Origin of the sequence: Paenibacillus plantarum (assembly GCF_013141695.1) — a bacterium.
GTDB classification, from domain to species: Bacteria; Bacillota; Bacilli; order Paenibacillales; family NBRC-103111; genus Paenibacillus_E; species Paenibacillus_E plantarum.
The window spans coordinates 161,379-174,697 of sequence record NZ_WHNY01000026.1 but is presented as its reverse complement, the minus strand read 5'-3'; the positions used below and the strand labels follow the sequence as shown (position 1 = coordinate 174,697).

The window sequence follows — 13,319 nt, the reverse complement described above, 5'->3', positions numbered from 1 at the left end:
AAGTGAGGATCAAGTGGGAGAAAAGCGAGAGGGGCGGAACAGCAGTGTGAGGAGTTTCTATCGTGAGCCTGAGGATAAAGGGAATCATCATCGCATGCAGCAATACACGGAGCTGACAGCTTGGATTACGAGACTGCAGCATCAATCAGGAGTACGAAGGAAGTCTTATTTTACGCCGGATTATACAGATTGTGAGTCTTATAGTAGCAGCATGGAGCACTATCGGAAGGAATTCGCTGCGATGTTGGGACTCCCTGTGTTAACATCTAGCCATGAAGAGACAGCAAATGAGCCTCAAGAGGAGGCTACCTACGAGCTAATTGGGGAGGATGAGCTGGGTGACATTTTCCGGGTCACGATTCCTGTGCGCGAGGGATTGCATGCCTACGGAATACTGATGCGACCTACAGGCAATGGACCTTTTCCATTGGTTATCTCGCAGCATGGGGGGCAGGGAACACCTGAAATGACGGCTGGCTTCTTCGATTCTGATAATTACAATGAGATGACCCGCAGGATTGTTCAGCGGGGAGTCGCGGTCTTCGCCCCTCAACTACTGCTGTGGGAGACTGGTCGATTCGGCCCCGTATTCGACCGCAAGCAGATCGATGTCCAATTAAAGAAGCTCGGGAGCTCAATCACAGCGCTTGAATTGTTCAAAATCCAGCGTAGCCTGGATCATCTACTCGAGCGGCCGGACATCGATGCGAAGCGGGTCGGCATGGTCGGCCTTTCCTACGGCGGATTTTATACGCTATGTGCCACAGCATTGGATACGCGGATTGGCGTTGCGGTATCCTCCTGTTTCGTGAATGATCGGTTTACCCACGGGCGTTCGGATTGGACTTGGCACAATTCTGGCAATAAGTTTCTCGATGCAGAAGTGTGTGGATTGATTTGTCCGAGACCCCTGTATATCGAAGGCGGGTCACGGGATGAGTTGTTCGCTGTGCAAGGCTTTGTGGAAGAAAGCGCTCGAGCTCAGATCCACTACGATCGTTTAGGCATCAGTAATCGTTTTCAGGCCATTGTATTTGACGGCGCACACGAGTTTAATCCCCAAGATGAACCGTTAGATTTTCTCATGAAATACTTATAAGCTTGTTCATCGTATTGAATGGCCCGTGAGTTCCTGCTCACGGGCCTTTTCTTACCATTCAGTTACCGGATGCTATGTGGCGATCTTCTATGCTTCTGGCAAATAGCTGGATTTTCTGCATTTAAATCATTCGATTTTCTAAGTAAACACAGAATAAATGGATAACATACAGTTAAATTTAACCATTTTACCCGATCTGAATAAAAGAGGCATAATTAACTTCATGATTTCCATTTAAATCGACTTTTCACGAAAAATCCCCGTAAATAGCTGTATATTTTCCAGTTATACATGCTGTACAGCGTACAAGCCGCTCCATATCTTACAAACCTCACTACCTTGTGGAGCATATACGATTGTCCGTTGACCTCCAAAATCGGATACTACCGAAAAAGTACCGTATTTGAAGCCCATTCAGACGATATTGCAGTATTTGGCGGCAGTCGTCTGGTATATACTTCGAATTGTCTAGTCGAGGATGCAGCGCATTATAGATATTCGAGATTGTAAGCGCTATACTGAAACTGGAACATCCAACAGGGGAAATGGGGTCCAAAACCATGATTAAGAAGTTTTTCCAAGTATCAGCAATTCTCTCCCTGACGTCGGCAGTTTTATTGGCAGGTTGTCAGAATAAAGAAGCGCAGCAAGTTGCCTCTGAGTCTTCGCCAACTCAGCAGAAGGCGCTCGAGCCTGTAAACCTCAAGTATTATTTCTTTGGTGTATCCAAGCCGGGAGATCAGGAAGTTTACGATGGGATTAACAAGGTGTTGAAAGAGAAAATCAACACAACGGTCGAGTTCATTAAAGTACCAAACGGGGATTATACGCAAAAAATGTCCGTCATGGTGAACGCACGGGAGGAGTTCGATCTTGCCTTTACCTCACCGGCTTACTTAAATTATTTTGATCAAGCAGCCAAAGGTTCGTTTGTAGATATCTCAACGATGCTGCCTAAATATGCACCTGAGACCTATAAGCTTTTGAAACCGACGATTTGGGACGCGGCCAAAGTGAACGGCAAAATCTACGCCAGCATCAATCAACAAATTTTTGCTCGTCAATCAGGGTTTAATGTGAATAAAGCCTTAGCGGATAAATACAATTTCAATCCAACAAGCGTTAAGAAGCTGTCGGACCTTATTCCTTATTTGGACAAAGTGAAGGCGGGGGAACCAGCAGATAAAACGGACCAATTATACAATGCGCAAATGAAGAACAATGTGTTCAATTATTTCTTCCCGTCCTATGAATGGGAATCTATTGGCGGCTCAGACGTGCCCGGCGCGGCCAAATCTTTGGATTCAAATCCGAAAGTGTTCAATGAATATGATACGCCAGAATTTAAGGATTTTATTATGACACTGAAAGATTTCCAGAAGAAAGGTCTCATCGCCAAAGATTCCTTAACAAGACCAACCTTTGATGCTACGAAGTATATGGCTGCGCCAATCGCGACATTAATGCCAGGCATTGAGGAGACCGTTAAGAACACGCACAAAGCTGATCAATACATTATTCCACTCGGCGATCCCATTCTAACGTCACCGAATGCCATCGCAACGATGACAGCTATTTCAACTACCTCCAAGCATCCAGAGCGTGCATTAATGGTGATTGAGTTACTGAATACAGACAAAGATTTGTATAATTTACTTGTATGGGGAACTGAAGGTGTTGATTACAAGAAGATCAGCGACAAAAGAGTAGAGCCTCTGCCAGGTGCCAAGTACGGTCCCGCTTATGGATGGATGTTCGGTAATCAGTTCAATGCTTATATCAGCGGCACGCAACCGGATGATGTTTGGGAGAAAACCAAAGCTTTGAATGAGTCGGCCAAGGTATCGAGACTTTATGGTTTTAGCTTTAACGTCGACAGTATCAAGGCGGAGAGTGCGAACAGTGCAGCCATCGTGAATGAATACCGAGCTGCGTTCAACACTGGCATGTTTGGGGACGATACGGAGAAGAAATATAACGAATTCCTGGCCAAATTGAAGACAGCTGGCATAGATAAGGTGCTGGCTGAGAAACAGAAACAAGTTGATGCCTTCATAGCTGCAAAGAAGTAAACAGTTTACCCAGGTAGAGCCTGGGCAATGATAGATTCAACATCCAAATGATCTTGAAGATGATGATGTATCATCTGCGAGATCATTTGGATTTTCCTTTTCATTTCGCAAGGGAGGCGTACGATGTTCACGTTCATTAGCCGCAACAAAAGAGGAGCCATGCTCAGCTACTTCAAGATCTTTATCTCCTTCGTCGCCATCGTGATAGCGGCGAATATCGTGATGTCCTCTTCGATGTATGTGAATTATGAGCGGCATTCCATTAAACAGGTTCAGACGTATACGGCTGAGGAGCTCGCTCAAATTAGTTACAGCACGAATTTCATGTTCGAGGCAGCCAAGATGACGTTGATGCAGCTGTACGCCAACCCTGCTGTGCTCAAGTTGTTAAATCAAGTGGATTTAAGCGAGCTTGAAACGGCCTCTCTGCTTAGCCAGGTGGGGGTGGTCAATATCAACCTGCCTTTCCTGAATTCGATTTATATTTATAATAAACGAGCGAACTTGATTTATTTTGATGGCAAGGCCTTTCCCATTTCGACTTTTCCCGATCAAGATATGATTCATAGGCTAAAAGATGGCGGAATGGCCAATTTGCATCCGATCGCACGCAAAATTCCTGCCCCTACCGGCTACACGCAAATGCTTGCGGAACGACCTGAAAAGGATGAAATCTACTCTTTCGTCTTCTATGACGGGAACTCCACTCAGATTGACAATGCTCTTGTTCTCAATGTGTCACAGATTTGGCTCAAGAATACGATTGAATCAATGGATCCACGAATGAGCAACAATACGTTGGTGGTCGATTCATCTGGCTTGATTGTGTTGGGGAATGAACGCTATAACTATTTGGATCGTATTCAGGGGAGCGATGAAGATTTGCGTGAGATCAGTAATCAGAGCAGCTCTTCTGGTTACTTGATCAAAACAATCGACGAGGTTAAGTATTTGATTACCTATGTGTCTTCGCCCATTTTGGATTGGAAATATATCAAATTCACGCCTTACGAGGCCGTCTCAGGTAAACTGAAGCAAGTCATGTTATGGACATTGATCATTTTTCTCGTGGTCACGCTGCTTTCGGTGCTGGCTGTCAGATACATTTCCAAATTCGTGTACGGACTGTTCAGCAGTAGGATTCGCGAGTTGGAGAACAAATATGACAATGAAAAAACGAACGGATTTGAGAAGAAACAGCAGTTTCTACGTATGTTAGTGACGAAGAAAATGGAAGACGGGATGGTGCGAAAAAGGCTGGCCCGTTACGGCATCAACTTTCAATTGGAATTGGGCTTTATGACAGTCCTCTTCAAAATCGACCACTATGAACAATTCGGTGAGCAATACTCACTAGAGGATCGTGCTTTGTTATCCTACGGCATGATGAATGTGATTGGCGAATTGGCCAGCGCTCAGTTCAGGAATGAGGCGGTCGATCTTGGAGACGGGTACATCGGTATGTTGCTTAATCTGGATGCTCAGGGCAGCGAGGAAAGTGCTGTCAAATTGGAGGAGCTGGTGAAGGCCATCCAGGACAACGTGGAGAAGTTTCTTGGCGTGTCGCTTTCAGCCGCATTGGGAGAAGGATTAGAGGAAATGGAGGAGCTCCCTGGCAGCATCAGTTTATGCAGGGAAGCGTTGGAATACAAGTTATTCTATGGCCCGCGTTCGCTGCTATATGTCTCAGGAATTAAGGAGATCAAGAAGAAGGATTTCGTGTTTCCTGAGGGGGTCGTGGCGGAGATTATAGATGCTCTACTTGAGGGAGACGATGACGCAGTTCGTTTGAGTTGTAGGCGAATGATCGAAAGTACACGTGGTTATTCCATGGCTTCTTTGCAATCTACGGTGCTTCGACTCGCGCTCTCACTGAAGGAAGGCATGCAGAAGTTCCCCGTGCTAGCTGATGAAATTCACTATGGACCGTTTATTGACTTAGCAGGTCGTTTGGCTGGCTTTGAGACGTTGGATGACATGATGGATAAACTTAATGAGCGATTCGCAGGTCCTCTTGAGGTCATTCACCGTTCGCAAAAGACGATTAGGAAATATGAGCGTTACAGCGGCATTTTGAGCCAAGTGCAAGCCTACGTGGAACAGGATTATGCGAATCCGAATCTCAATCCGGAACTGATTGCACAGCATCTGCAATTATCGGCCAAATACTTGAGGACCTTATATCTGAAAGCATCGGGAGAGTCCTTAGGTGAATACATCACTCGTTATCGTTTGGATCAAGCGAAATCCTTGCTGGAAAATATGGAAACGACCGTCCAAGAGGCAGCGGCACGCAGCGGCTTTATCAATATTAACTACTTTTATACCTTGTTCAAAAAATACAACGGCATTACGCCGAATGAGTTCAGGAGTCTTACGAACTCGGAGCCTAGCTGATGCTAGCTGGCATAATTCTTATTCTGAAACCGACCAACAGATCCTGTTGATCGGTTTTTTTGCATTTAACGGCTGCTGTTGGCTTTAAAAGTGGAGGAAACTGAACAGCTTCCATAATTGAAGCTCAATTGGACAATATTGCAGTATTCGAGGGAAATAAGCGCCGTATATACTTAGGCCGTAAGCCGAGCAATCGCTGTTTAGATTATGCAGAAAAGGAGTGCAAAACGTAATGAGTGTGGGAGTCCCTCGCAAGAAGCACAAACGCTTCATCAGCCATTGGCAATTAATCGTCATGTCGCTGCCAGCCATCATTAAAATATTTGTGTTTGCTTATCTGCCCATGGTTGGCATCATGATGGCGTTTAAAGATTATGTGCCGACGAAGGGGATCTTGGGAAGTCCGTGGAACGGCTTTGACAATTTTAAGTTTTTCTTTCAATCAGCAGACGCCTGGCGTATTTTGCGCAATACAATTGGGCTCAATGGACTTCTGATTATTGTTGAATTGCTGGCTGGTGTCTTTTTCGCCCTGCTGTTATATGAGGTTGCTGGCAAAAAAACATTGAAGGTGTACCAATCCGTTATGTTTTTCCCGTATTTCTTCTCTTGGGTATTGGTTGGTTTGATGCTGACTACCTTATTGAATCCATCGACTGGTCTGCTGTCTACGCTGATCCGCAAGATGACGGGATATGAGGTGGCGTTCTACTCCGAGCCGTGGTATTGGCTCATCATACTTCCTCTCGTTGCCGTTTGGAAGGGGACGGGATTCAGCAGCTTGATCTACTATTCGGCGCTGATGAGCATCGATAAGGAGCTATTCGAAGCAGCAGAGATCGATGGGGCGACGAAAGTACAAACCGTTCGACATATTTCCATCCCGTTTCTAGCACCGATGATGGTGATGTTGACGATCCTTGCGATCGGACATATTATGCGTGCGGATTTCGGATTATTCTATTTCGTTCCGCGAAACGTAAGTGCATTGTTTCCCGTCACGGATGTACTAGATACGTATGTGTTCCGTGCGCTGACTGTGAATGGTGATTTCGCAATGAGCTCAGCCGTTGGGGTGTTCCAATCCATTGTTGGCTTCATCTTGATCTTGGGGACGAACCGTGTTGCTAAATTGTTCAACAAAGAATATGGACTATTTTAAGGTGGGAAGTGGCCGAATGATGACTAAGAAAAATACTGTTCACAAATGGCTAGTCCACATGTGCCTGATTCTGTTCTGTGCGATGTGCTTGCTGCCACTTGTGCTTACCATATCGATCTCGTTGACAGACGGAGCTGTGATCCAAACTTACGGTTATCAGCTGATTCCGCAGAAGTTTTCCTGGGAAGCGTACCGATTTATATGGATGGATCCATCCTCCCTGCTGGCGGGTTACAAGAATTCGCTCTTCATTGTCGTTTTCGGAACGACAGGTAACCTACTGGTGACGTCGATGATTGCCTACGCGTTGGCCCGACGAGATTTCCATTTGCGAAATGCGATCTCCTTCTATATTTTCGTAACCATGATATTCTCAGGCGGTATTGTGCCGCTTTATATTCTTATCGTGCAGTATCTGGAATGGAAGAACTCGCTGATTTCGTTAATTATTCCTGCCTTTGCAGCGCCTTTTCAGATTTTTATGCTGCGGGTGTTTTTTCAAGAAATTCCTGCACCACTAATTGAGTCGGCCAAGATTGATGGGGCATCTGATTTCAGAACATATTGGAGCATCGTGCTGCCACTCTCGAAACCTGCGCTAGCAACGGTGGCGTTAATGATGACCTTACATTACTGGAACGAGACGTTTAATGCCATTTTGTATATCGATAAAGTCTCTTTATACCCTATTCAGCTCATTTTAAAAAATATTACGTCGTATATCGAATTGGTAAAAGGCAGTGGGGTCGACCCCATGGGTAATCCCATTAGTGCATCCGACGTGCCAACTGATGCCATTATGTACGCCATGATGGTACTTACCTCGCTCCCAGTCATGTTTCTATTCGGGTTCTTACAAAAATATTTTGTCAAAGGGCTAACGATCGGTGCGGTCAAAGGGTGATAGGGTAACGACTTCACTCCAATATGAAGAAATGGAAAGGATTGATTTTGCAATGAATAAGTTAAGAGTTGGTATTGTTGGTGCTGGGAAAATTTTTGCCGGGTCGCATGCTCCTGCCTGGTTATCCAGTCCACATGTGGAAATCGTAGCGATAAGTGATACACATCTCCCGAATGCGGAAGAACAGGCGAACAAGTTGGGTGTTAGTCGTGTGTATCGTGATTATAAAGACATGTTGGAGCAGGAAACGCTGGATGTGGTCGGGGTTAGTACGCCTAATATCTATCACTCCGAGGTATCCATTGCAGCACTGGAACGCGGCCTTCACGTGTTCTGTGAGAAGCCGGATGCTGTGAGTCCTGAGGAAGCTCAGAAGATGGCGGATGCAGCCAAGCGCTCAGGAAAGTTGCTCATGGTGATGCGCAATAATCGTTTCACTCCGCAGGCGAAATTCCTCAAACGTTACATCGAGTCAGGTGCAATGGGCGAAATCTATACAGGCAGAACAGGTTGGATTCGCCGTAGAGGTATTCCCGGTCGAGGAGGGTGGTTCACAACCAAAGCCATGTCTGGAGGAGGGCCATTAATCGATCTTGGTGTCCATATGATTGATGTGGCTATTTGGATGATGGGCAATCCTCGCCCAGTCGCAGTGAGTGGAGCGGCATATACCAAGTTTGCCGATGCGAAGGTACAGATTTCCGCCGATTCGCGATTTGGTACGACACAAGATGGAGGTGTCTTTGATGTGGAAGATCTCGCTACGGGCTTCATTCGATTCGATAACGGCGCGTCGCTGCAAATCGAGTTCAGCTGGGCTTCGAATGTGGAAGATGATCTCAAGTTCATGGAGCTTCGTGGGACGAAAGCTGGATGCAGCTTGAAGAACGCTGAATTGAAGTTGATCACGGAGATCGAAGGAGTGCTTTGTGATATATCACCTCGATTCGGGGGAAGTGAGGTCAGGCCGCATGCGAGTAATATTCATCATTTCATCGCGTGTGTTCTCAGAGAAGAGGAGCCAATCAACACACCAGAGAGTGGTGTGGATATGATCCGTATTTTAAGTGCCATTTATGAATCCGCTGAGAGCGGTAGGGAAGTTAGGCTTGATTAGTACCGAAGAAGCTAGGAGGTGTCTAAAGTGGTAAGTTCCTCCTGCGTATCGAAAGGAGTATAGACATGCTTGAACAATACGAAGACAGTGAAAGGTTGAACAAGACGTTGCTTGAACCTTTCCGTTCACCTTATCAAGATTTCCTGTATTACGCATCTTCCGTCACTCCGGAATTGCGTCTAGCCATGAATGTCATAAAGCCAATATTGCCTGCACCGATTCTCATTCAGTTACACGGTTGGCATATGAGTATGCCTCAACCCTTACGACGTGAACAGCCTGGCGAGTCGCCATACTTGGTCGTTCAGGTGGATATGCGCGGGCGGGCTTTCTCGAGCGGCGTGGCGGATTGCAACGGTTTGGAATTGATCGACATCTATGATGCGGTGCAGTTTGTACGCAAGGAATATGGCGATTGGATTGTTGATCCAGAGCTGGTCTATTTAGAAGGCGGCAGCGGTGGTGGCGGAAATGTTTTGGCTGCGGTAGCCAAGTTTCCTGATCTGTTTGCGGCAGCAACCGCTTTGTATGGCGTATCGGATTACGCACGTTGGTATGAGCAAGATCTAACAGGTGAATTCCGAGATGACATGGATGTATGGATCGGGTGCCATCCGCAGGATGACCCGCAACGCTATGCGGCGCGAAGCGGGTTGGCGCTTGCAGCGAATCTCCATACGCCCTTGTACTTGACGCATGGCGATGGGGATATTCGCATTCCTGTTATCATGTCGCGGCTGTATGTGGAACAGCTGAATCTGTTGGGCAAGGCCCATCTGATTCAGTATGACGAATTACCGAGCGTAGGCGATCGGAGTCATATGGGAAGGGCCACAATACAGCAGCTTCATGATTTGCAAGAACGGTCGGAGGCGAATCGTCAGCGGCATGGCCTGCCCATCGAATTGGCTCCAAGTGGTGTCTTGCAGGTCGGGGGGTACGTGTATACGAAGCATTTTCATGTACATTTGGAATCGGTAAATCGTCTGGCCACACTGCATTATGATTTGGATCAGCAAACAATCTCTATATATACGGAACAACGCTGCTCCTACCGTTTGCAGTGGTCGGATGGTTCAACGGTTGAAGGAGAATGCGAGGTTGGAGGCAACGATGAGACACAAAATGGCGATACAACTGGCGACATTGCGGGAAAGCTGTAAGACGAATTTCCCACAAGTGCTGGAGACATTAGGTAATATGGGATGGGCTGGCGTACAGTTCGCTGGCTATCATGGTTACGACCCGAAGGAGTTGGCAGAAGTCGTTCGAGGGACAGGGATGAAGGTAGCGGGCCTTCATGTGAGTATTCCACTACTGAGAGATCAAATGGAGCAACTGATCGAGGATGCAGCCATATTCGGTACGCGGGATTTAATCTGCTCCAATACGCCGGATGATTGGAAGAATGCAGATGGATTTCGCGAAATGAAGCGCCTTCTGAATGAGTACGCTGCGTACTTGAAAAGCCGGGGACTGCGACTAAGTTATCACAACCATGCGTTCGAGTTCGAGACGGAAGTGGACGGTCAGTCCGCACTTCGTTACTTGCTGGATCCGGTTGAAGATCATGCACTGCTTGCTGAGATAGATGTCTATTGGGTGAAAAAAGGCGGATACGATCCGTATCCGTTTATTGAGCCCTATGCGGGACGCATGCCGATTATTCATCTGAAAGATATGACGGATGACGAGGAGCAAACCTTCGCTGAAATCGGGATGGGACAGATCGATTTTGTGCCTATTCTACAGTGGGGTGAAAAGCATGGCATCGAGTGGTACGTTGTCGAACAAGATCGCTGTCGTCGCGATCCGATGGAATCCGTACAGATAAGTTATGAGCAGTTGCTGCGCTTGTCGAAGCTCGTATGAGAGGAGGGGGTATGCTTGACGTTGAAGTATCATCTTGCGGAAATCATGCAAACAGTCGAAGTTGCGGTGCCGGAGAATAAACGCATTCCGTTCGGATGGCAAGCGGTAGCGGTAGGTGGATCACAATCACTAACAGTTCGTATGGGTTGGACGGATAAAGTGATTCCGGTATTCCCAGTGGGAGACTCTATTCAACTTCGAATTACTGCAGCTCTGGATGTTCGAGAAATGGTGCTGATTGAGGCCGTAACAATCAAATCTCGACGCCTAGTGGATGTATTTGATATTCGTTATGCGTCTACTTTGCAACCTTTTGCAATTCAGCTCATTCCAGATGATTGGGAAGCTGTCATTGAGGAAGGGATTGAATTGCGGATGCGAGAGGGAAGCATGCCGTTTTGGATTCTAGTACCGGACTCAACATTGCGTGACCAAGCTTCACTTCTGTTTCCCCATCTACTTGTATCGGATAGTGCATCGACGCAACAATTTGCGAGCGAGCAACAAATGCTTCGCATGCTGTCGTCCTTGTCTTCCCTTCAGCCGTTCGGCTGGCTGGAAGGTTGTGTGCTGGACGGGCTGATGGATTTGAGTCAGGCACTGGGGGAGCCGCGATTTGAAGAAGCGGCGAGAGCGCATTTGGCACTCTATTTGGACGACAACAATCGTCTGAAATACGAAGACCCGCTTAGTGAGCCATCTGACGGAAAAGTGTACGGTATTGAAGGTACGCTGCCATTCGCTGCATGGGCACGTTTGCAGCCAGATCATCCTGTCATGGAGCAAGCGATAAGCTTATGGATATCCCACCTGCGTGAGGATGGAGCCATTTGCGGCACAGGTATGCTATCTGCCGAAGGCAGCTATACGGTCGCTTATCCCATGGCAGTGTTGGCTCGCGTTCGGCAAGATGCGGCGTTGGCAGAGACGGCTGTACGGCAATTAGAGGTGCGCCGCCAGCTGCTTACACACTCTGACGGTGATCTCTATCTTCGATGTTATACGGATGGAAGTCTTACTTTCCGTCACTGGGCTAGGGCGCATGCTTGGTACTTGCTCGGACTGATCCGGACGCTCATGGAGCTGCGTGAAGCAGGGCACTCGAGCGCTGGTGCGGATCGTTGCGCAGCTGAATTTATCCGTGCATCGAACGTGGCGCTCTCGTATCAATCGCCAAAAGGCTTATGGTCGGTGTTTCTGGATGAGCCGTCAACAGGACCAGATACCTCAGGTTCGGCAGGGATTGCTGCGGCACTCGCGCTTGGCGCCAATTTCGGTCTTCTGCCGGAGCACGCGCGGTTAGCAGCTGAGCGTGCGCTACGGTCGCTGCTCCAATATGTAACGCCAGACGGGGTTCTAGGGCATGTTGCACAGAGCAATAAAGGCGGGGAAGCACTGCAACGAAGCGGTTATCGCGTGATGTTCCAGATGGCTACTGGTTTGTTAGGTCAATTATATGCCGCTTTGCGGCGGTAGAAGGAAGGGACGTTCCGATGTTGTTACAACGTCAAGATACCGTCGTCTTCCTAGGCGAAAGTCTCACGCCTCGCACTGGTATGTTATCGTCAGCCGTACCTGCTCGAAGATTCGCACTCTTGACTAGACTGCAAGAACGTCAAATTCGGGTTGTGCAATTATCGACGAGTCCGTCACCTGGCCGTCCGGATAAGAATGAGATATTGCGTCAATTTGATAAGGTCATTTCTTCGTTAAGTAGGAAATTTGGGAATCAATTTGTAGATATAAAACCTACTTTCGGACGCATAGAACGGTATAAAGAAAGTGCTGCATATCCCATTCAGCTGTTCAATGATGGCTGTCATTTGTCCGAGCTCAGGACAAAGATTGAAGAATAGGAGAGAAAGCGATGAATGAGACGATCAGAGTAACGATATGGAACGAGTATCGCCATGAGATGACGAAGCCAAATGTTCGAGAGCTGTATCCGAATGGCATGCATCATACTATCGCTGAAGGTTTAACGGGGAACTTTGCTATTCATACAGCGACACTCGATGAACCCGAGCACGGCTTGACTGACGAAGTGCTGGCCAATACGGATGTACTTATCTGGTGGGGGCATGTCGCTCACAAGGAGGTGACGGACGAGATCGTTGATCGCGTTGCTTCCCGCGTTCTGCAGGGGATGGGCTTCATCGCGCTACATTCTTCCCACTATGCGAAGGTATTTAAGAAGCTAATGGGTACGACCTGTTCCTTGTTGTATCGCGATGTAGGGGAAAAAGAAAGGCTCTGGGTAATCGCTCCAGGCCATCCCATTGCGGAGGGCATCGGCCCATTTTTTGAATTGGAGCGGGAGGAAATGTATGGCGAATTCTTCGATATTCCCTCACCAGACGAAGTGGTGTTTACCAGTTGGTTCGAAGGTGGCAATGTTTTTCGGAGCGGCTGCTGCTTTCATAGGGGACAAGGGAAGATTTTTTACTTCCGTCCCGGTCATGAGTTGTACCCGACTTATCATGATGCGAACGTACTGCGCGTCATCTCCAATGCAGTAGGTTGGGCTGCGCCAGTGAAGCGAGAAGCGTTGCGTTTTGGTAAAGCTGTACCGGCTTTGGAAGTTATCCAACCCAAGATATAGTCTTGATTATGAACGGGGCCAAGTAGGCTCCGTTTTTCTATGTGTAGCAGGGAGAGTAGAAGTAGAAAAAGCAGAGAAAGTTGGAGTAGGAGGT

At 47.4% G+C, this 13,319-nt stretch carries 11 protein-coding genes; all 11 read left to right on the top strand.

All coding sequences use genetic code 11. The features are described from left to right. The first annotated feature begins 46 nt into the window (after window positions 1–46). The 11 genes from GC096_RS39310 (at window position 47) to GC096_RS07665 (ending at window position 13,225) form a co-directional block, all read left to right on the top strand. Window positions 47–1,099 carry an alpha/beta hydrolase family protein gene (locus GC096_RS39310; RefSeq protein WP_171629649.1) on the top strand — a complete coding sequence of 351 codons (1,053 nt, stop codon included), beginning with the start codon at window positions 47–49 and terminating at the stop codon, window positions 1,097–1,099. Between the two features lie 560 nt (window positions 1,100–1,659). Then, window positions 1,660–3,171 carry an ABC transporter substrate-binding protein gene (locus GC096_RS07710; RefSeq protein ID WP_171629648.1) on the top strand — a complete coding sequence of 504 codons (1,512 nt, stop codon included), beginning with the start codon at window positions 1,660–1,662 and terminating at the stop codon, window positions 3,169–3,171. 123 nt (window positions 3,172–3,294) lie between these two features. Beyond that, window positions 3,295–5,568 carry an AraC family transcriptional regulator gene (locus GC096_RS07705; RefSeq protein WP_171629647.1) on the top strand — a complete coding sequence of 758 codons (2,274 nt, stop codon included), beginning with the start codon at window positions 3,295–3,297 and terminating at the stop codon, window positions 5,566–5,568. A 232-nt stretch (window positions 5,569–5,800) separates the two neighbouring features. Then, window positions 5,801–6,730: an ABC transporter permease gene (locus GC096_RS07700; protein WP_171629646.1), complete on the top strand. Its 930-nt coding sequence runs from the start codon at window positions 5,801–5,803 to the stop codon at window positions 6,728–6,730. A gap of 16 nt (window positions 6,731–6,746) precedes the next feature. After that, window positions 6,747–7,634 (top strand): carbohydrate ABC transporter permease, encoded by an 888-nt coding sequence (locus tag GC096_RS07695; protein WP_171629645.1) that lies wholly within the window; start codon window positions 6,747–6,749, stop codon window positions 7,632–7,634. Between the two features lie 52 nt (window positions 7,635–7,686). Continuing rightward, window positions 7,687–8,751 carry a Gfo/Idh/MocA family protein gene (locus GC096_RS07690; RefSeq protein WP_171629644.1) on the top strand — a complete coding sequence of 355 codons (1,065 nt, stop codon included), beginning with the start codon at window positions 7,687–7,689 and terminating at the stop codon, window positions 8,749–8,751. 65 nt (window positions 8,752–8,816) lie between these two features. Further along, on the top strand, window positions 8,817–9,914 hold the full coding sequence (locus GC096_RS07685) for an alpha/beta hydrolase family protein (protein WP_171629643.1): 1,098 nt from the start codon (window positions 8,817–8,819) through the stop codon (window positions 9,912–9,914). Then, on the top strand, window positions 9,865–10,623 hold the full coding sequence (locus GC096_RS07680; protein ID WP_171629642.1) for a sugar phosphate isomerase/epimerase family protein: 759 nt from the start codon (window positions 9,865–9,867) through the stop codon (window positions 10,621–10,623). Before GC096_RS07685 ends, GC096_RS07680 begins: the two co-directional genes overlap by 50 nt. A 15-nt stretch (window positions 10,624–10,638) precedes the next feature. After that, the gene (locus tag GC096_RS07675) at window positions 10,639–12,099 is read left to right on the top strand and encodes a glycoside hydrolase family 88 protein (RefSeq protein ID WP_171629641.1); all 1,461 of its coding nucleotides are present in this window, start codon (window positions 10,639–10,641) and stop codon (window positions 12,097–12,099) included. A 17-nt stretch (window positions 12,100–12,116) separates the two neighbouring features. Further along, window positions 12,117–12,479, top strand: a complete 363-nt coding sequence (locus GC096_RS07670; RefSeq protein ID WP_171629640.1) for an SGNH/GDSL hydrolase family protein — start codon at window positions 12,117–12,119, stop codon at window positions 12,477–12,479. Between the two features lie 11 nt (window positions 12,480–12,490). Further along, a complete protein-coding gene (locus tag GC096_RS07665) occupies window positions 12,491–13,225 on the top strand; it encodes a ThuA domain-containing protein (protein ID WP_171629639.1) in 735 nt (244 codons plus the stop codon). The last annotated feature ends 94 nt before the right edge of the window (window positions 13,226–13,319 follow it).

What these genes read in the sequence shown, in the direction of transcription:
- GC096_RS07710 (WP_171629648.1), top strand. Translation starts at nt 1,660, where the DNA reads ATGATTAAGAAGTTTTTCCAAGTATCAGCAATTCTCTCCCTGACGTCG.
- GC096_RS07705 (WP_171629647.1), top strand. Translation starts at nt 3,295, where the DNA reads ATGTTCACGTTCATTAGCCGCAACAAAAGAGGAGCCATGCTCAGCTAC.
- GC096_RS07700 (WP_171629646.1), top strand. Translation starts at nt 5,801, where the DNA reads ATGAGTGTGGGAGTCCCTCGCAAGAAGCACAAACGCTTCATCAGCCAT.
- GC096_RS07695 (WP_171629645.1), top strand. Translation starts at nt 6,747, where the DNA reads ATGATGACTAAGAAAAATACTGTTCACAAATGGCTAGTCCACATGTGC.
- GC096_RS07690 (WP_171629644.1), top strand. Translation starts at nt 7,687, where the DNA reads ATGAATAAGTTAAGAGTTGGTATTGTTGGTGCTGGGAAAATTTTTGCC.
- GC096_RS07685 (WP_171629643.1), top strand. Translation starts at nt 8,817, where the DNA reads ATGCTTGAACAATACGAAGACAGTGAAAGGTTGAACAAGACGTTGCTT.
- GC096_RS07680 (WP_171629642.1), top strand. Translation starts at nt 9,865, where the DNA reads ATGAGACACAAAATGGCGATACAACTGGCGACATTGCGGGAAAGCTGT.
- GC096_RS07670 (WP_171629640.1), top strand. Translation starts at nt 12,117, where the DNA reads ATGTTGTTACAACGTCAAGATACCGTCGTCTTCCTAGGCGAAAGTCTC.
- GC096_RS07665 (WP_171629639.1), top strand. Translation starts at nt 12,491, where the DNA reads ATGAATGAGACGATCAGAGTAACGATATGGAACGAGTATCGCCATGAG.